This window comes from Hydrocarboniphaga sp., from assembly GCF_028291725.1.
In the GTDB taxonomy this organism is placed as follows: Bacteria; Pseudomonadota; Gammaproteobacteria; order Nevskiales; family Nevskiaceae; genus Hydrocarboniphaga.
Genome location: NZ_JAQGNT010000026.1, coordinates 85,882 through 104,777 on the forward strand (window position 1 = coordinate 85,882; position 18,896 = coordinate 104,777).

Annotated in this window: 17 protein-coding genes; 11 read left to right on the plus strand and 6 right to left on the minus strand. The window is 64.2% G+C overall.

Going from position 1 to position 18,896, the window contains the following annotated elements:
• Positions 1 to 51: 51 nt before the first annotated feature.
• From JWQ90_RS07125 to JWQ90_RS07135, 3 genes are all read left to right on the plus strand, one after another.
• Complete coding sequence (locus JWQ90_RS07125; protein ID WP_299691322.1) at positions 52 to 1,068, plus strand: class I fructose-bisphosphate aldolase; 1,017 nt, start codon at positions 52 to 54, stop codon at positions 1,066 to 1,068.
• A 104-nt stretch (positions 1,069 to 1,172) separates the two neighbouring features.
• On the plus strand, positions 1,173 to 1,961 hold the full coding sequence (locus tag JWQ90_RS07130) for an SDR family oxidoreductase (protein ID WP_299691325.1): 789 nt from the start codon (positions 1,173 to 1,175) through the stop codon (positions 1,959 to 1,961).
• A gap of 4 nt (positions 1,962 to 1,965) precedes the next feature.
• Complete coding sequence (locus JWQ90_RS07135; RefSeq protein ID WP_299691328.1) at positions 1,966 to 2,880, plus strand: 5'-nucleotidase; 915 nt, start codon at positions 1,966 to 1,968, stop codon at positions 2,878 to 2,880.
• Here JWQ90_RS07135 and JWQ90_RS07140 read toward each other — a convergent pair.
• From JWQ90_RS07140 to map, 6 genes are all read right to left on the minus strand, one after another.
• Positions 2,877 to 3,875 (minus strand): alpha/beta fold hydrolase, encoded by a 999-nt coding sequence (locus JWQ90_RS07140; protein ID WP_299691331.1) that lies wholly within the window; start codon positions 3,873 to 3,875, stop codon positions 2,877 to 2,879. The genes JWQ90_RS07135 and JWQ90_RS07140 overlap by 4 nt on opposite strands.
• Positions 3,876 to 3,990: 115 nt before the next feature.
• Positions 3,991 to 5,247, minus strand: coding sequence for an esterase-like activity of phytase family protein (locus tag JWQ90_RS07145; protein WP_299691334.1), 1,257 nt, complete (start codon positions 5,245 to 5,247; stop codon positions 3,991 to 3,993).
• A 66-nt stretch (positions 5,248 to 5,313) separates the two neighbouring features.
• On the minus strand, positions 5,314 to 6,459 hold the full coding sequence (gene dapE, locus JWQ90_RS07150) for a succinyl-diaminopimelate desuccinylase (protein WP_299691337.1): 1,146 nt from the start codon (positions 6,457 to 6,459) through the stop codon (positions 5,314 to 5,316).
• A 3-nt stretch (positions 6,460 to 6,462) separates the two neighbouring features.
• On the minus strand, positions 6,463 to 7,278 hold the full coding sequence (dapD, locus tag JWQ90_RS07155; RefSeq protein ID WP_366919458.1) for a 2,3,4,5-tetrahydropyridine-2,6-dicarboxylate N-succinyltransferase: 816 nt from the start codon (positions 7,276 to 7,278) through the stop codon (positions 6,463 to 6,465).
• Positions 7,279 to 7,307: 29 nt separating this feature from the next.
• A complete protein-coding gene (gene glnD, locus JWQ90_RS07160) occupies positions 7,308 to 10,001 on the minus strand; it encodes a [protein-PII] uridylyltransferase (RefSeq protein WP_299691343.1) in 2,694 nt (897 codons plus the stop codon).
• A gap of 89 nt (positions 10,002 to 10,090) precedes the next feature.
• The gene (gene map, locus JWQ90_RS07165; RefSeq protein WP_299691346.1) at positions 10,091 to 10,903 is read right to left on the minus strand and encodes a type I methionyl aminopeptidase; all 813 of its coding nucleotides are present in this window, start codon (positions 10,901 to 10,903) and stop codon (positions 10,091 to 10,093) included.
• Positions 10,904 to 11,104: 201 nt separating this feature from the next.
• Here map and rpsB point away from each other — a divergent pair, with 201 nt between their 5' ends.
• The 8 genes from rpsB to rseP all read left to right on the plus strand — a co-directional run bounded on the left by rpsB (position 11,105) and on the right by rseP (position 18,857).
• Positions 11,105 to 11,908 (plus strand): 30S ribosomal protein S2, encoded by an 804-nt coding sequence (gene rpsB, locus JWQ90_RS07170; protein WP_299691349.1) that lies wholly within the window; start codon positions 11,105 to 11,107, stop codon positions 11,906 to 11,908.
• Between the two features lie 108 nt (positions 11,909 to 12,016).
• Complete coding sequence (gene tsf / locus JWQ90_RS07175) at positions 12,017 to 12,931, plus strand: translation elongation factor Ts (RefSeq protein ID WP_299691352.1); 915 nt, start codon at positions 12,017 to 12,019, stop codon at positions 12,929 to 12,931.
• 114 nt (positions 12,932 to 13,045) lie between these two features.
• Positions 13,046 to 13,768 (plus strand): UMP kinase, encoded by a 723-nt coding sequence (gene pyrH / locus JWQ90_RS07180; protein WP_299691355.1) that lies wholly within the window; start codon positions 13,046 to 13,048, stop codon positions 13,766 to 13,768.
• 39 nt (positions 13,769 to 13,807) lie between these two features.
• Positions 13,808 to 14,365 (plus strand): ribosome recycling factor, encoded by a 558-nt coding sequence (frr, locus tag JWQ90_RS07185; RefSeq protein ID WP_299691358.1) that lies wholly within the window; start codon positions 13,808 to 13,810, stop codon positions 14,363 to 14,365.
• A 309-nt stretch (positions 14,366 to 14,674) separates the two neighbouring features.
• Entirely contained in the window at positions 14,675 to 15,394 is a 720-nt protein-coding gene (gene uppS / locus JWQ90_RS07190) for a polyprenyl diphosphate synthase (RefSeq protein WP_299691360.1), read from the plus strand.
• 49 nt (positions 15,395 to 15,443) lie between these two features.
• On the plus strand, positions 15,444 to 16,283 hold the full coding sequence (locus tag JWQ90_RS07195) for a phosphatidate cytidylyltransferase (RefSeq protein ID WP_299691363.1): 840 nt from the start codon (positions 15,444 to 15,446) through the stop codon (positions 16,281 to 16,283).
• Entirely contained in the window at positions 16,283 to 17,512 is a 1,230-nt protein-coding gene (locus JWQ90_RS07200; RefSeq protein WP_299691366.1) for a 1-deoxy-D-xylulose-5-phosphate reductoisomerase, read from the plus strand. The genes JWQ90_RS07195 and JWQ90_RS07200 overlap by 1 nt, the downstream gene beginning before the upstream one ends.
• On the plus strand, positions 17,505 to 18,857 hold the full coding sequence (gene rseP / locus JWQ90_RS07205; RefSeq protein WP_299691369.1) for an RIP metalloprotease RseP: 1,353 nt from the start codon (positions 17,505 to 17,507) through the stop codon (positions 18,855 to 18,857). The genes JWQ90_RS07200 and rseP overlap by 8 nt, the downstream gene beginning before the upstream one ends.
• Positions 18,858 to 18,896 lie beyond the last annotated feature (39 nt).

Here is an 18,896-nt window from a genome sequence, read left to right on the forward strand (position 1 = left end):
AATCCGCAAGCAGATATTGGGTCTAATCCGCTGCTTTCCACGGAGTTTTGAGTGAACGAGAAGATTTTGAACGAAACCGCGCTCGGCATGGTGGCGCCGGGCCGTGGCATCCTGGCCGCCGACGAGTCGACCGGTACCATCAAAAAGCGCTTCGACAAGATCGGTATCGAAAACGTCGAGGCCAATCGCCAGGCGTATCGCGACATGTTGTTCACCACCCCGGATTTCGAGAAGCACACCTCGGGCGTGATCCTGTTCGAGGAAACCCTGTTTCAGAAGAGCATGGCCGGCGTTCCGTTCCCGGAACTGCTCGCGTCCAAGGGCGTGATCCCGGGCATCAAGGTCGATCAGGGAGCCAAGCCGCTGTTCGGGGCCGGCCTCGATGAAACCATCACCGAAGGCCTCGACGGCCTGCGCCAGCGGCTGCAGAAGTACAAGGCTGCCGGCGCCCGCTTTGCCAAATGGCGCGGGGTGATCGTGATCGGCGACGGTACGCCGAGCGACTACGCGATCCACACCAACGCGCATGCGCTCGCCCGTTACGCGGTGCTGTGCCAGGAAGCGGACATTGTGCCGATTGTCGAGCCGGAAGTGCTGATGGACGCCGACAACAGCGTCGAGGTCTGCGAGTCGGTCACCGATCGCGTGCTCGAAGCCGTGTTCCATGAGCTGTACCTGCAGAGGGTGCTGCTGGAGGGCATGATCCTGAAACCGAACATGGTCGTGTCCGGCATCAAGTGCCCGGTTCAGGCCGGCGTGCAGGAAGTGGCCGAGCGCACCCTCAAGCTGCTGAAGCGCCGCGTGCCGATCGCCGTCCCGGGCGTCGCGTTCCTGTCCGGTGGCCAGAGCGACGAACTCGCCACGGCGCATCTGGACGCAATGAACAAGATCGGCGGCTTTACCTGGGGCCTGACCTTCAGTTACGGCCGCGCGCTGCAGGCCGCAGCGCTGAAAGCCTGGGGCGGCAAGAATGCCGACGCTGGCAAGGCGGCGCACCTGCACCGGGCCAAGATGAATGGCCTGGCGGCGCTCGGCAAGTGGGACAAGTCGCTGGAAAAGGCCGCCTGATCGCAGCACGATCGCCAGCACGAGCGTAGTAATACAATCGCCCCCGGTCGGCTGCGACGCTGTCGCGCCGACCGGGGGCGATGTTTTTTGGGAAAGGACGCAACATGACCGATATCGCGGGTAAGGTCGTATGGATTACCGGCGCCTCCAGCGGCATCGGCGAAGCGCTGGCGCTGGAGGCTGGCAAACAGAATGCGAAGCTGATTCTGTCGGCGCGGCGCGAGGCCGAACTCGAGCGCGTACGCGCGGCTTGCCCGAATCTGAAAAATGTCGCGGTGCTGCCTATCGATCTGACCGACTTCGATCCCGCCGCGGCGCTGGTGCGGGCCGAAGCGCTCTTCGGGCCGATCGACGTGCTGGTCAACAATGCCGGCATCTCGCAGCGCAGTTCGGTGCTGCAGACGTCGATGGATGTCTACCGCCGCATCTTCGAGCTGGACTTCTTCGCGCCGATCGCGCTGACCAAGTCGGTGCTTCCTGGCATGATTGCGCGCGGTGGCGGTCACGTGGTCACGATATCGAGCGTGGTCGGCTACGTCGGCACGCCGCAGCGATCCGGCTACGCGGCCGCCAAGCACGCGGTGCAGGGTTTCTTCGACGCGGCGCGGTCCGAGTTGTGGCGGGAGAACGTGCGCTTCACGACGGTCTGTCCCGGATACATCAAGACCAATGTGTCGATCAACGCGATTACCGGCAGCGGCGCTTCGCACGGTCAGATGGACGCTGGCCAGCAGCGCGGCATGGATGCGGGCTTGTGCGCGCGCAAGATCTGGAAAGCGGTCGCGTCGAATCGCGACGAGATCGCGATCGGCAAGGAGGCGCTGATCATCTGGGGCAAGCGCTTTCTACCGGGTGTGATGTCGTACGCGCTCAAGCGCGCTCGAGTCACCTGAGCCCATGGCCGTCAGCCTTCAGGGCAAGCTGGTCGTCGCGCTGTCGTCGCGCGCGCTGTTCGATTTCGAGGAGGAAAACCTGGTTTTCGAAGGTGCCGACGACCGCGAATACATGCGTCTGCAGCTGGAGCGGCTCGACAAAGTCGCCAAGCCCGGTGTCGCGTTTCCGCTGGTGCGCAAGCTGCTGTCGTTCAATACACCTGAAGTCAATCGGGTCGAAGTGGTGATCCTGTCGCGCAACGATCCGGTGTCGGGTCTGCGCGTGTTCCGTTCGGCGCGCGCGCATGAGTTGTCTATCGAGCGCGGCGTGTTTACGCGCGGGCGTTCGCCGTATCGCTACCTGAAACCGCTGGGTTCGGTGCTGTTTCTTTCGGCCAACGAAGCGGACGTGCGCGACGCGCTCGACGCCGGCGTGCCGGCGGCGCGGGTTTATCCGGATTCGGCACGCGCGGCCGAGCAATATCCGAACGAAGTGCGCATCGCCTTCGACGGCGACGCGGTGCTGTTCTCCGACGAAGCCGAACGCGTGTTCCAGAGTGATGGCCTCAATGCGTTCATCGCGCACGAGACCGAGCATGTGGCCTCGCCGCTGCCGCCAGGGCCGTTTCAGCCTCTGCTGCAGGCGCTGCATCGTCTGCAGCAGGCCAGCGAAGGCCTGGCGCCGATGCGTCTGCGCACGGCACTGGTCACCGCACGCAGCGCGCCGGCGCATGAGCGCGCGGTACGCACCTTGATGGAATGGGGCCTGGAAGTCGACGAGGCGATGTTCCTTGGCGGTCTCGACAAGGGCGAATTCCTGCGTGAATTCGAGCCTGATTTCTTCTTCGACGACCAGACGCGCCACTGCGATTCGGCGTCGATGTTCGCGCCTACCGGGCATGTTGCCTCGGGCATTTCCAATCCGCTGAAGCGCGCTTAGGCTGCCTGTCTCAACAACTGCAACACACGGGACTCGGTCCACGCATTCAGTGCCCAGTCTTCGATGAACCCGCAATGGCCGCCATGTGCGGTCAGGTCGTAGGCCAGTACTGAACCGCGAACGTACAGGCCGTCGAAATCGACGATTGGAATGACGCTATCATCCCGGGCGGTAATCACCGCAAGCGGCGCGGCCGAGTCCATCAGCATCTGGGGCGTCAGGGTGTAGCGTTCAAAGTAGTCTTCGAGCGTTTCGTACTCACTGTAATCCTCAACAAAAAACTTCGTGATTTCGATGAAGTTTTTCGAGCCGCGGTGACGCGTGAAGTCGAAGCGGCCCGGCCAGGCTTCGGATTTCAGATCCATGGTTAACCGCCATTTGTCGAGAAAATAGCCGTGGAAAATCCGCGGGCCGCTGTCGATCGCCTCCAGCGTGTGCCGCGGATGGATCGCCGGAGAAATGCCGATCGACAGTTTCGGGTACACGCCGGCGGCGGGCCCCTGCATGCCGACGCGCAGCGCGAAGTTGCCGCCCAGCGAGAAGCCGACGACGAACAGCGCCGGCGCGGCGTCGAGCACCTGCACTGCGCGGATCGCGCCGAATACTTCAGCCATCCGCGCCGAATGAAACATCTCTTCGTTCAGATCATGCGTGCCGGCGTGATCGCGCAGGTTCAGCCTGAACACACTGTAGCCGTCGCGATGCAGAGCACAGGCCATCGAATACTGATAGCTGGATTCGTGGCTGCCTTCCCAGCCGTGGATCAGCACCACCAGGCCGAGTGCGCCGGCGCGTGGCGTATGCAGGCCGGTCAGCCGTATGCCGTCGCCGCAATCCAGCACGTGATGCCTCGACAGTGGACGAAGATCGACGCCGCGTCGCCTCCACAACCAATGTGCGGGGCGCTTGGTTGCCACAATCGTCTGCGCGAAGTTGCTGCGCAGTCCGAAGGGAGGATCAAAGGAAAGGCCGCCGTCGGCGAATGGATGAATCACGCGCGCTCCGCTTAGCTGAGCGCGCAGCCTAAGGCATCAGGAGCTTTGCGGCACGCACAAAAAAGCCCGGCTGGTGCCGGGCTTTTTGGCGATCAGTAGACCCGATCGGCCACAGTCACTCGCAGGACGAGATCTGCTGCGGCGTGTAGCCCGGCAGATCGGCCGTGTCGATGCCGAATACATAGAAGTTCGACGGGTTTGCGGTGACGAAGTCGTTGTCGTTGGTGACGATCAGCGTGTGCTGCCCGCCGCTTAGATCGGGGCCGAATGCCAGGCCTTCGATCTTCTCGGGGAAGCTTGCGCCCGCCAGGCCGTAGGCCGGATCCAGCAGGTCGAGGAACAGCGTCTTGCTGACCGGCGTGACGCCGGACGGGACGCCGGTCGCCGGCAGGCTCTTGATGCCGCGGATATCGGTCGCGCCGGCGATGTCGATCAGATAGACCTTCTTGAACGCGGCCGAGGCACCGGCCTTGCCGTCACGCTCGATCACCAGAAACTGGTGATCGTTCACCGCGGTGATCTCGTTCAGGCCGTAGCCGATGTTGTCGAGCGGGTAGTAGTACTCCTTGATTTCGCCGCTGCTCTGATTCAGTTCGATCAGGCGCGAGTTCGTCGCCACGCGCTTGAGGCTGGCATCCAGCGCGCCATCCTGAATCAGCGCGTTCTGCATCAGGCCGTACAGCTTGTTGCCGTCCGGGCTGATCGCCAGGCCTTCCATGCCGCGGTTGGCCTGACGGCCGAAGGCATTGTTCGCCAGTTCGGCGTTCGGGTCAGATGAGGGCAGGTCGATGCCGAGCTTGGCCGGCAACTTGATCGGTTGGCCTTTCCGCTGGCCGTTCAAGGTGAAGCGATACAGGTAAGGGCCGTATTCATCGGACACGTAGACGCTGTTGCCGCAGCTGTCGACGCGGATGCCTTCCGGATCGAAGCGCAGGCTGCTGGTCGAGCCGGTCGCGTCGAACTCCAGGTTGTAGCCGGTGTACTGCTCGCCGTCCTTGTTCGACAGCAGCGAAGTGCCGGCCAGCGTCGGCGTGACCAGATAGCTGTTCGGGCCATAGGGGCCTTTGGATTTCAGCTTGATGTCGATCTTGTAGAGACGATCGATGTAGCTGGTGGTGCCGTCGGCGGGACCGCGATCCGGGGTTGCCAGGTAGCGACTGTTCTTGCCGCTGTAGGTGATGGCGGAGCCGAATCCGCCGACCTGATTCTTCGGTGTCACGCCGTCTTCGAGCAAGCCGGTCAGGCCGGATTGGTCGGTCGCATTGCCGGGGATGCTGCCGGTGCCGAGAAGAACGACGGCGGCTTGCGCCGGAACTGCGATTGCCGCGCCAAACAGCAAGCTGGCTGCAAGCGCGATACGAGACTTCAGCATGAACGACTCCCCCTGACCCTGATTATCGGAGCGCGTAAATTAGTGCGCTCTGATGACCGGATCGTGTCAGCCGAGCAGGCGGAGCAGCACTCCTTCATAGATCCGGCTCAGGGCCGCCAAGTCTTCGATCTTCACATGCTCGTTGAGCTTGTGGATGCTGTCGTTGATCGGCCCAATCTCGACGGTCTGAGCCCCCCAGGGCGCGATGAAACGCGCATCCGACGTGCCTCCACCGGTGAAGAATTCGGGCGTGCCCCCGGTGAGTTCGGTAATGCTGGCGACGGCGGCCCCGATCAGTTCGCCATGCGAGGTCAGGAAGGGCTCGCCGGTATGCCACCAGTCGGCTTCATAGCTCGGGCAATGACGATCCAGCACGGCATGCACGCGCGCCTTCAGACTCTCCGCGCTGGATTCGGTGCAGTAGCGGAAGTTGAACACCACATCCGCTTCACCCGGAATCACGTTGTTCGCGCCGGTGCCGCTATGGAAATTTGAAATCTGGAACGAGGTCGGCGGAAAGTGCTCGTTGCCGTTATCCCATTGTGTCGCGACCAGTTCGGCCAGCGCCGGGATCAGACGATGCACCGGGTTGTCGCCCTTGTGCGGGTACGCGACATGGCCTTGCTTGCCAAGCACGCGCAGATTGCAGCCCAGCGATCCGCGCCGGCCGACGACGATGCGATCACCCAGGATTTCGTTCGAGGACGCTTCGCCGACGATCGCGTAATCCGGCTTCACGCCGCGTTGGCGCAGCACGTCGACGACGTGGCGCGTGCCATGTCGCGCCATGCCTTCTTCGTCGCTGGTGATCAGGAAGGCGAGGGTGCCACGCAGCGGCCCGGCCGCCAGAACGCGTTCGACCGCGCAGACCATCGCGGCAATACCGGACTTCATGTCGGCGGCGCCGCGACCGTACAGCACGCCCTCCCGGACGCTCGGCACGAAGGGATCGCTGATCCATTGATCCAAAGGCCCGGTCGGCACCACGTCGGTGTGGCCGGCGAGAATCATCAGAGGCGCGCCGCTACCGAGCGTCGCCCACAGATTGGTCACGCCCTCGGCATCGATTCTCTCGAAGCTGAAACCGAGCGGCGCGAGCCGCGATTCCAGCAGATCGCAGCAGCCGGCATCGTCAGGTGTCAGCGATTTGCGCGCGATCAGCTGGCACAGCAGGTCGAAGACCGGGCCCTCGCCGGAGCTTGCTTCCGCCATCGCTCAGTCGTCGCGCAACAGCGCGTTGATGCCGACTTTCGCGCGGGTCTGCGCGTCGACGCGCTTGACGATGATCGCCGCATTGAGGTTATAGCGGCCGCCATCCTTCGGCAGCGAGCCGGCGACGACGACGGCACCGGCGGGTACGCGGCCGTAGCTGATTTCGCCGGTCGCGCGATCGTAGATCGGTGTGCTCTGGCCGATGAACACGCCCATCGAAATGACCGCGCCTTTTTCGACGATCACGCCTTCGACGATCTCGGAGCGCGCACCGATGAAGCAATCGTCTTCGATGATCGTCGGGCTGGCCTGCAGCGGCTCGAGCACGCCGCCGATGCCGACGCCGCCGGACAAGTGCACGCGCTCACCGATCTGCGCGCAGGAGCCGACCGTGGCCCAGGTATCGACCATCGTGCCCTTTCCGACATAGGCGCCGATATTCACGTAGCTCGGCATCAGGATTGCGCCGGCCGCGATATGCGCGCCTTTGCGAACCGCCGCCGGCGGTACCACGCGTACGCCGAGCTGACGGAAGTCGGCGGCGGTCCAGTTCTCGAATTTCAGCGGCACCTTGTCGTAGCCGGACAGTGCGCCCATCTCGATCGGCACATTGTCGTGCAGGCGAAAGAACAGCAGCACCGCTTTTTTCAGCCAGTCGTTGACCTGCCAGCCGCTGGCCGTCGGTTCGGCAACGCGCGCCTGGCCGCTGTCGAGCAGATCGATCGCGGCCAGCACTGCCTGGCGCACGCCGGTGTCGGTCGGGGCCAGCGCGTCGCGGCGCTCCCAGGCGTGTTCGATGGTGACGCGTAATTCGAGCAGATTCATTCTGGCTGGTTCTTGCCTTAGGTTCAGTGTGGGATCGCGTGGTCGAGTGTGCGGATCAGCACTTCGCGCAGCTCTTCCAGCATCTTGTCGGTGATCGGATTGCGGGCCTGATCGGTGATGAAAAACACGTCTTCGGCGCGCTCGCCGATGGTGCCGATCTTGGCGGCGTCGAGCAGGATCGCGCGCTTGTGGAAGACGCGGCCGATCAATGACAGCAGGCCGGGGCGGTCGGCGGTGACGATCTCGAGTATCGTGCGGTTGCGGACCACGTCGCGGCTGAAGCTGATGTTGGTCGGCGTGCTGAAATGCTTGAGCCTCTGCGGCATGCGGCGGTTGACGTCGACAATCGAAATCGCCGAATCCGCCAACACTTTATGCAGTGAGTCGCGGATCTCGTCGAAGCGGTGCGGCTGGGTGATTGGCGAGCCGTCGCCCTCCATGACCACGTAGGAGTCGAGCGTGTAGCCGTCAGCCGTGGTATTGATCCGTGCATCCAGAATGTTGAGCCCCAAGCGTGCCAGCACGCCGGTGGACAGGCCGAACAGATGGTCGCGATCGCGGGTATAGACGAACACCGTGGTGCCGCGACCATCGATCGGGCGCACCAGGATCAGCGGCAGGGCTTCCGGCGTAGCATTGACGATTTCCGGCAGATGCCAGGCCAGTTCTTCCGGTGAGTGGCGCAGAAAGTAATCGTCTTCGAAACGCGCCCAGACTTCCTGGCTCTTGGCGGCCGCAATACCGCTGCCGGTCAATAGTTCGAGCGCATGCGATTTGGCCTCGGCGGCCATGTCGTCGCTGCGCAGCGGATTGTCCAGCCCGCGCTCCAGCGCGCGTGCGGTCGTCCGGTATAGCTCGGTCAGCAAGGACTCGCGCCAGCTGTTCCACAGCGCCGGATTGGTCGCGCGAATGTCGGCGACGGTCATCAGGAACAGATAGTCGAGCCGGTCGCGATGGGCGACTTTCCTGGCGAATTCGCCGACGATCTGCGGGTCGCTGATATCCGCGCGCTGCGCGGTCAGCGACATCATCAGATGGTGCTGCACCAGCCATGCAACCAGGTCCGCATCGGCGTGCGACAGGCCGTGTTCCAGGCAGAACCGGGCCGCCTCGACCGCGCCGAGTTCGGAATGGTCACCGCCGCTGCCCTTGCTCATGTCATGGAAGAAGCCGGCGACGTACAGCAACTCGGGCTTCGCCAGCTTCTTGAACAATTCGCTGCAAAACGGCAGTTCGTGCTGGAAGCGCGGCAGCGCCATGCGCCGCAGGTTGCGCAGCACATACAGCAGATGTTCGTCGACGGTCAGCGTATGGAACAGGTCGTACTGCATCAGGCCGACGACCTTGCCGAACGCCGGCAGGTAGCGGCCGAGCACGCCGTAGCGATTCATGCGGCGCAGGTTGCGCGTCAGGCCGGCGCCTTCGCGGAACATCTCGATGAAGAAGCCGCGGGCGCGCACGTCGTTGCGCACCTCGGCGTTGATCAGGCGGTTGTCGCGCAGCAGCAGTCGCACCGTTTGCGCGGAAACGCCGCCGATCTTCGGGTTCTGCTGCAGCAGCAGGAAAATCTCGATCATCGATGCGGGCTGCTTGCGGAACAGCTCGTCGTCGCGCGCCTCGATGTACTGGCCGCGAATCTGGAAGCGCGAGTTCAGCGGGTGAACCGCCTGCTGCCGGTCGCCGTGAATGATCGCGTCGTCGAATAGCTGCAGCAGCATGTCGTTCAGGCAGGACAGCGACTTGATCGTGCGGTAATACAGCTGCATGAACTGCTCGACGGCCCAGTTCGGATGGTGCTGTCCGTCGACGTCGACATAGCCGAACAGCGCGGCGACCTTGATCTGGTGGTCGAACAGCAGCCGGTCTTCGCGGCGGCCGGTGATCATGTGCAGCGCAAAGCGCACGCGCCACAAAAAATCCTGGCCGGCGAACAGCTCGTCGCACTCGGTCTTGGTCAGAAAGCCGCGATCGCGCAGCTCATGCAGCGTCTGCGCGCCGAAGTGGCGCTTGGCGACCCAGCCAACGGTGTGGATGTCGCGCAAGCCGCCGGGGCTTTCCTTGACGTTGGGCTCGAGCTTGTAGCCGGTGTCGTCGTACTTGCGATAGCGCGCGGCCTGCTCGTCGCGCTTGGCGCGGAAGAAATCGGCGACCGGCCAGACCTTGTCCGGGGTCAGCGCGTCCTGCATCTGCGAGTACAGACTGGCGTCGCCGATCAGCAGCCGCGACTCGATCAGGTTGGTGATGACCGTGATGTCTTTACCCGCCTCATCGACGCATTCGTCGACGCTGCGCACACTCTGGCCGACTTCCAGGCCGATGTCCCACAGGAACGCGGTGAAGCGCTCGAGCGCGCCGCGGTATTGCTCGAGCGCGCCCGGCACGTGCAGCAGCAGGATGTCGATGTCCGAATGCGGCAGCAATTCGCCGCGGCCGTAGCCGCCGACCGCCACCAGAGTGACGCCGGCCGGCGCTTCGGGCAGCACGCGTAGCCAGGCCTCGCGCAGCACCTCGTCGACGATGTGGGCGCGCGCGTGCACCAGCGAGTCGGCCGGTGCGCCGTCGTCAAAAAGGCTGTAAAGGCGGTCGCGCCCCCAGGACAGGGTTTCGCGGAACGCGCTCACCGGCTTGACGCCGTCGGCGCGCAGCCGGGTACGGATTTTCCGTGCCGAAAAAACGGCGGCGGCTTCGTCTTCTGCTAGATCGAGTTCGACGCCCATCGGGAGGCTGATTTGGAACCACGGGAATGACGGGCGATTGTCTCACGACCGGGCGGTCGTGGGGCGCGCTCGTGCCGAGGAACTTCTGTTTAGACCGGCTCGCCGCTGCGCAGGGTCAGGATTTCGACGCCGTCGTCGGTGACCAGCACCGTGTGTTCCCACTGCGCGGACAGCGAGTGATCCTTGGTCACCGCGGTCCAGGCGTCCGGCAGCAGCTTGGTTTCCGGGCGGCCGGCGTTGAGCATCGGCTCGACCGTGAAGCACATGCCGGCTGTGAGCACGGCGCCGCTGCCGGCGCGGCCGTAATGCAACACCTGCGGCTCTTCATGGAAGACCTTGCCGATGCCGTGACCACAGTACTCGCGCACCACCGAGAAGCCGCGCGCTTCGGCATACTTCTGGATCGCCTGGCCAATATCGCCGAGCGTGGCGCCGGGGCGCACCTTGCGGATGCCTTCCAGCATCGCCTCGCGCGTGGTCTCGACCAGGCGCCGGGCCAGGATGCCGGGCTCGCCGACATAGAAGGTCTGGCTGGTGTCGCCGTGCCAGCCCTGCTTGATGACGGTAATGTCGACGTTGACGATATCGCCGCGCTTCAGAACCTTGGGGCCTGGGATGCCGTGGCAGACGACGTGGTTGATCGAGGTGCAGATCGATTTTGGGAACGGCGGCCGTCCCGGCGCGGCGCCATAGCCGAGCGGGGCGGGGATGCACTGCAGCTCGTTGACGATGAAATCGTGACAGCGCTGGTCCAGCTCCTCGGTCGTGACGCCCGGTTTGACGTACGGCGCGATCATCTCCAGCACGCTGGCCGCGGCACGGCCGGCTGCGCGCATGCCCTGGATATCGCTGGGCGAACTCTTGATCGAGATGCCGGAGTGCTGCTTGCCTGTAGAATCCATCGCCTGACGTCCGTCCGGATTGTCTCCGTGAGCCGGGCATGATATAAAGCCGCGCTTTTTTAAGCAATGAATCAGCCTGAAAGCACCGGTAAATCCACGGATTTGCCAGCGCAATCAAGCCGATAATCCCATCCGCTGCCGATCTTGGGTGAGCTATCACTACGGCGCGGTTTGATTAACCCAAGTCCTTTGGAGCCTCACATGTCCAGCATCACCATGCGCCAGCTTCTCGAAGCCGGCGTGCATTTCGGTCACCGCACCCGCTACTGGAACCCGAAGATGGAGTCCTACATCTTCGGCAGCCGCAACAAGATCCACATCATCAACCTCGAGCACACGCTGCCGATGTTGAAGGACGCCTGCAACTACGTCGGCAAGCTGGCCGCCAACGGTGGCCGCGTTCTGTTCGTCGGCACCAAGCGCGCTGCCCGTGAAGCCATTGAAGCCGAGGCCGCGCGTTGCGGCATGCCCTTCGTTTCCCAGCGCTGGCTGGGCGGCACGCTGACCAACTTCAAGACCGTGAAGGGCTCGATCAAGCGCCTGCACGAGATGGAAAAGCAGCTCGAGGACGGCACCACCGGCCGCCTGTCCAAGAAAGAACAGCTGCTCGCCACCCGTGAGCTCGACAAGCTGCGCAAGAGCCTCGGCGGCATCAAGAACCTGCCGACGCTGCCGGACTGCCTGTTCGTCGTCGACACCGGCTACGAGAAGATCGCCGTCGCCGAAGCCCGCAAGCTCGGCATCCCGGTCGTCGCCATCGTCGACAGCAACAACGATCCGCAGGGCATCGACGTGGTGATCCCGGGCAACGATGACGCGACCCGCGCGATCAAGGTCTACACCCAGTGCATCGCCGACGCGATCATCGAGGCGCGCACCGCCAACCCGGTGCCGTTCCGCGAAGCGCCGCCGGAAGTCACCCGCGAGGAGCGTCCGCGTCCGCCGCGCCGTGCCCCGCGTGGTGGCAAGCCGGGTGATCGCCGTGGCGAGAAGGCCGAAGCCTGATCCGGTGGCCGGAGCTTGCTCCGGCCCCAGATCCAGCTATTTTGAACCCCATATTGGAGCCCCTGTGCGCACTTGCGCGCGGGGTTCCGAATCGTTGAGGACGACATCATGAGCACCCCCACCATTCCCGTCACTGCCGCACTCGTCAAGGAACTGCGCGACCGCACCGGCGCCGGCATGGGCGATTGCAAGAAGGCCCTCGACGCGGTCGGCGGCGATGTCGAAAAAGCGGCCGAAAAGCTGCGCATCGACGGCATGGCCAAGGCCGACAAGAAGGGCGGCCGCACCGCTGCCGAAGGCATCATCGCCACCGCCAGCAACGACCAGGCGATCGCGCTGGTCGAAGTGAACTGCGAAACCGACTTCGTTTCCAAGGGCGAGGACTTCAAGGCGCTCGGCGAAACCGCGGCCAGGCTTGCGCTGAAGCATCGCCCGGCGACGCTGGAAGCGCTGCTGACGCTCAAAGAAGGCGAACAGACGTTAGAGGAGATGCGCCGCGTGTTCGTCGCCAAGGCCGGCGAGAACACCACGATCCGCCGCTTTGAAGTCGTCGAGAAGTCCGGCGGCGCGCTCGCCCAGTACCTGCACGGCTCGCGAATCGGCGTGGTCGTCGCGATGTCGGCCGGCGATATCGAGCTGGCCAAGGACATCGCGATGCACGTCGCCGCCTCTAGCCCGCGCTACCTGGACGCCTCCGCTGTTCCGGCCGAGGTGATCGATGCCGAGCGCAAGATCATCGAAGCAAAGGTGGCCAAGGAAGACGAAGAAGCGGTGGCCAACGGCAAGGCGGCGACCAAGCCGGAGTTCCTGCCCAAGAAGATCGACGGCAACCTGCGCAAGTTCCTGGAAGAGGTCACGCTTCTGGGGCAGAAATTTGTCAAGGACGACAGCCAAACCGTGGAAAAGCTGCTCAAGTCCAAGAATGCCGGCGTGGCGCGCTTCGTGCGTCTGGCGGTAGGCGAAGGTATTGAAAAGAAGCAGGTTGATTTCGCGGCTGAGGTCGCTGCGGCCAGTCAGGTCTGAACCCTTGCTGAGCTAAACTGTCAGCAGATCAGACGGATACAGAAGGCCCCGGAAACGGGGCCTTCTGCCGAATAAGGTCGATAATAAGAAACCCACGCCTTGAAGAACACGCCTATGCCCGCTACGCCAGCTTACCGTCGCATCCTGCTCAAGCTCTCCGGCGAAGCGCTGATGGGCCGCATGGACTTTGGCATCGCGCCGGACGTGATGGGTTTTCTGGCGCAGGAGCTCAAGGCGGTGATGGATCTGGGCGTTCAGGTCGCGCTGGTGGTCGGCGGCGGCAACATCTTCCGTGGCGAAGGCCTGGCTCGCGCCGGCATGGACCGGGTCACCGGCGACCACATGGGCATGCTGGCCACGGTCATCAACGCGCTGGCGATCCAGGACGCGGTCGAGCGGGTCGGTCTGCAGGCGCGCGTACAGTCGGCAATCCGGATCAATGAAGTCTGCGAGGACTACATCCGCCGCCGCGCGGTGCGCCACCTCGAGAAGGGCCGTGTGGTGGTGTTTGCGGCTGGTACCGGTAACCCGTTTTTCACCACCGATTCCGCGGCGGCACTGCGCGCGGTGGAGATGAACGTCGACCTGATTCTGAAAGCGACCAAGGTCGACGGCATCTACACCGCCGATCCGAAGAAAGACCGGAACGCGACGCGCTATAGCGAGCTGACCTACGACGAGGCGCTGGACCAGCGGCTCGGCGTGATGGACCAGACTGCGATGGTGCTGTGCCGCGACAACAGGATGAAACTGCGCGTGTACGACATGGATCGTCCGGGCGCGCTGATGAGTATCGTCTGCGGTGACGAGACCATCGGCACCCGCGTGCACGTTTAAGTCCGGGCGTCCAGACTCAAGCCTCAGGAGCAAGCAGACATGCTGAACGAAATCAAGAAAGAAGCCGGCGATCGCATGCAGAAAAGCATCGACTCGCTGAAGAGTGCCCTTACCAAGATCCGCACCGGCCGCGCCAGCACCGCACTGCTGGATCATCTAACGGTCGAGTACTACGGCTCCGAGGTGCCGCTGTCGCAGGCCGCGCAGATTACCGTCGAAGATGCGCGCACGATCTCGATCACCGCCTGGGACAAGAATATGATCGGGCCGATCGAGAAGGCGATCCTGAAGTCGGATCTGGGCCTGAACCCGAACACCGCCGGCACGATTATCCGCATCATCATGCCGCCGCTGACCGAACAGCGCCGCAAGGACCTGGTCAAGGTCGTCAAGGGTGAGGCCGAGCAGGCCAAGGTCGGCATTCGCGCGGTGCGCCGCGACGCCAACCAGGACATCAAGGATCTGATCAAGGACAAGCTGATCAGCGCCGACGAGGAAAAGCGCGGCGAAGCCGACATCCAGAAGCTCACCGACCAGTTCGTCGCCAAGATCGACGAAGCCGCGGCGCTCAAAGAAAAGGAACTGATGTCGATGTAGGGCCTGTTGACATTGAATCGATCGCTGTGTTGCCGCCAAAGAGACGGCCAGGCAAGGCGCGAGGAGGAGGCATAGTGTGACTATGGTGACGACGAGCAACGCGGCATGGCCGTCTTTTTGGCGGCAACCCTTCGGGCTGGCCCCAAAGCGGGCGCATTGCGGCGTCTCTCCCTCCTTGTGTACGTCAAGTACACCGCGTCGGTCGATCCTTGCACTGCGCCCGCTTTGGGGCCAGCGCAGCGATCGATTCAATGTCAACAGGCCCTAATGCGCGCCGCGCATTGCAGGTCCGCACCAACAGACCCCTAAGTGACCCAGCTTCCTCCGAAAATCCCGGCCGAGAAAGTGCCCGCCCATGTTGCGGTGATCATGGACGGCAACGGCCGCTGGGCGAAACAGCGTATGCAGCCGCGCGCGTTCGGCCATCGCGCCGGCGTCAAGTCGGCGCGCAAGATCCTTCGCGCCGCGCACAAGGCCGGCGTCCGGTATCTGACCGTGTTCGCCTTCAGCCAGGAGAACTGGAAGCGCCCCGAACTCGAAGTCCGGCTGCTGATGAAACTGTTCGTCAGCACCCTGGTGCGCGAGGCTCAGTCGCTGCACAAGAACAGCGTGCGTTTGCGCTTCATCGGCGACCACGGCGATTTCTCCGCCGAGTTGCGCGAGCAGATGGACAAGGCTGTCGAATTGACCGCGACCAACACCGGATTGCAGTTGCAGGTCGCAGTCGGCTACGGCGGGCAGTGGGACATCGTGCAGGCGGCCCGGCGCGTGGCCGCCGCCGGGCGCGAGATCACCGCCGAGGCGCTTGAAGCCCAATTGGACACGTCCGGCATCCCGTCGCCGGATCTGCTGATCCGCACTGGCGGCGAATCGCGGATCAGCAACTTCCTGCTGTGGCAGCTGGCTTACACCGAGCTGTATTTCTGCGACACGCTGTGGCCGGAATTCGGCGACACGGAATTCTCGGCTGCACTAAGCTGGTTTGCTGATCGCGAGCGCCGCTTCGGCCGCGTCGCGGAACAGGCATGAGCGCGCCGACACGGTGCTTGCGCGAAGCGCAGCTGAACGAGGATCGTCGATGCTGATGCAGCGCGTGATCACCGCCCTTGTTCTGCTGCCCTTGCTGCTCGCGGCGGTGTGGTTTCTGCCGACCGCCTGGCTGTACCTGGTATTCGCCGGCGCCGGCCTGCTGATCGCCTGGGAGTGGTCGGCACTGATGCAGCTGCCCAGCGCTGCGCGCTGCGGCTACGTGCTGCTGACCGCGGTCCTGCTGACGATGGCCTGGGTGTTTCGCATTCACTGGTTCTGGCTTTGCGTGGCGTCGATGATGTGGTGGTGTTACGCCGCAGCGCTGGTGCGCACTTATCCGGCCAGCTTCGCATCGCGCGCGCCGGGCACGGCAGCCATGGCGCTGATCGGTCAGCTGCTGATCGCGCCGACGATCCTGGCGCTGGCGGTGCTGCATTCGGGCGGCGCCATCACCGACGTTCACAGCGGCCCGCTGCGCCTGCTGTACATGTTTTTCCTGATCTTTGCGGCAGACACCGGCGCCTATTTCGCGGGCCGCAAATTCGGCCGGCGCAAGCTGGCGCCATCGGTATCGCCCGGCAAGTCGGTGGAGGGCGCGATCGGCGGTTTGCTGTTGTGCGCGGTCTGGGCCTTGACCTGCGGGGTTGCGGTGTTCTTCGGCGGCGTCTATGCACCGCTGGGTCGCTTGGCCGCGTTCGTGGCGCTGTCGCTGCTGGTCGCCGCGATCTCGATCCTCGGCGACCTCAGCGAAAGCATGTTCAAGCGAGCCGCCGGCGTGAAGGACAGCGGCACAATATTGCCGGGCCACGGCGGCATCCTGGACCGCACCGACAGCCTGCTCGCCGCCGCGCCGTTGATGGCGCTCGGCCTGTTTCTGCTGAAGCTCTGATGCGCAAGCTCGTCGTGCTCGGCGCCACCGGCAGTGTCGGACGCAGTACGCTCGACGTGGCCGCGCGGCATCCGCAACGGCTGCAGATCCACGCGCTGACTGCGGCGCGCGACGCCGATGGCTTGCTCGAGCTGTGCCGGCTGCACCGGCCGAGCATCGCGGCGCTGGTCGATGAAGCGGCCGCAAAGCGGCTGCGCGCGGCGCTCGCCGCCGAAAATATTCCCTGCGAAGTTCTGGCCGGCGCCAGCGCGCTGAGCGAGGTCGCCGGCGCCAGCGAGGCCGACATCGTGATGTCGGCGATCGTCGGCGCGGCTGGCCTGCTGCCGACACTCGCCGCGGTGCGGGCCGGCAAGCAGACGCTGATCGCGAACAAGGAGCCGCTGGTGATGGCCGGCCGCCTGCTGATGCGCGAGGCCCTGCGCAGCGGCGCCTGCATCCTGCCGATCGACAGCGAACACAACGCGATCTTCCAATGCCTGCCGCCGCAATATCGCTGCGGCCAGCCGCCAGTCGGCGTGCGCAAGCTGCTGCTGACCGCCTCCGGTGGGCCGTTCCGCGAATGGAGCGCCGAGCGCATCGCCACGGCGACGCCAGCCGAGGCGGTGCGCCATCCGAACTGGAGCATGGGCCCGAAGATCTCGGTGGACTCGGCAACCCTGATGAACAAGGGCCTGGAGCTGATGGAGGCCTCGGTGCTGTATGGCGTAACCGACGCGCAGCTCGACGTCGTGATCCATCCGGAGAGCGTGATCCACTCGCTGGTCGAGTATGTCGACGGCTCGCTGCTCGCTCAGCTCGGCCAGCCCGACATGCGCGTGCCGATCGCTCATGCGCTGGCCTGGCCGGAGCGCTGGGAGTCGGGCGTCGGTGGCCTGGATCTGGCCGCGCTGGGCCAGTTCCGCTTCGCCTCGCCCGACCTGGAACGCTTCCCGTGCCTGGGTCTGGCCCGGGCCGCGCTGCGGGCCGGCGGCCATGCTCCAAATTTATTGAACGCTGCGAACGAGATCGCGGTCGAACGGTTCCTGAACGGCCAGATCGGCCTCAACCAGATACCGCAAATGATCGCAGCCTGTGTCGACGCCGGCCTCGGCGTGCACGCCAACGCAGCAGACGACCTGGAAGCCGTGCTGGCTGTCGATGCCTGGGCGCGCGACTGGTGCCGGCGCGAGTTGCAGCGGTTCTCCGTCACCACCATTACCGCCGTCGAGGGTGCCCGCGTACATGCCTGACATCGTGTGGTCGGTTGCCGGCTTCATCGTCGCGATTTCCGTGCTGGTTTGTTTCCATGAGTTCGGCCACTACTGGGTCGCGCGGCGCATGGGCGTCAAAGTGCTGCGCTTTTCGCTCGGCTGGGGTACTCCATTCAAGACTTTTGTAACCCGCGACGGCGTCGAGTGGTCGATCGCGCCACTGCCGATCGGCGGCTACGTCAAGATGCTCGACGAGCGCGAGGGCCCGGTCGCGCCGCACGAGCGCCATCTCGCGTTCAACAATCAAAGCGTCGCCAAGCGCATGGCGATCGTGGCCGCCGGGCCGATCTTCAATTTCATGCTGGCGATCGCGCTGTACTGGCTGGTGTTCGTGATCGGCACCGAGGGCCTGAAGCCGCTGATTGCGGCGCCGCCGCCGGGCAGCGCCGCTGCGGTGGCCGGCTTGCAGGCGGGCGACGAGATCGTCGCGATCGAAGGCGAGGCCGTGCAGACCTGGGCGGTGCTCGGCACTGATCTGATCGAGCACGTACTCGACGGCGGGAATCTGCAGATGACGGTGCTGCCCAAGGGCGGAGTGCCGCGCGAAGTGTCACTGGATGTATCCAAGGTGCGTGTCGATCCCGAAGTGTTGTTCGACGATCTGGGCCTGTCGCCCTACGAGCCGATGGCGCCCCCGGTACTGACCCAGGTGCAGAAGGGTAGCCCGGCAGAATCGGCCGGCCTGCTTGAAGGCGACCGTGTTCTGGCGATGAATGGCGACGCGATCCGCAGCCCGAGCGAGCTGGTGAGCTGGGTAAAAGCGCATCCGGGCGCGATCGTCGAAATGGAAATCGAACGCGCTGGCGAGCGCAGCAAGCGCAGCGTGGTGCTGGAGAGCTCGCAAACCGAAGGTAAAGCTTACGGGCGTCTGGGCTCCGGCGTGGCGACGCCCCCCGACTTGTGGCAGGATTTGCGCGCCGAACGCCGGCTCGACGGCTTGGCAGCGATTCCAGCCGCGGCCGAACAGACGTGGCGCATGAGTTGGCTGACCTTGCGCATGCTGGGGCGAATGGTGATCGGCGACGTGTCGGTGAAGAACGTCAGCGGTCCGATACAGATTGCACAGGTGGCCGGAGATTCCGCCCGGATCGGGTTGGTATCTTTCCTGAGCTTCATGGCGATCGTCAGTGTGAGCCTCGGCGTTTTGAATCTGTTGCCGGTGCCGGTTCTGGACGGCGGGCATCTGCTGTTGTTTGCAATCGAAGGGGTCCAGGGCCGTCCGTTGTCTGAGCGGGCCATGGCGGCGAGTCAGTACCTGGGTTTTGCCTTCATCGGCACGCTGATGGTGCTGGCGTTCTATAACGACATCATGCGTCTGATCTGACGCGTTGATTGATTCTTGATTTAGGGTAAAGACCCAAAA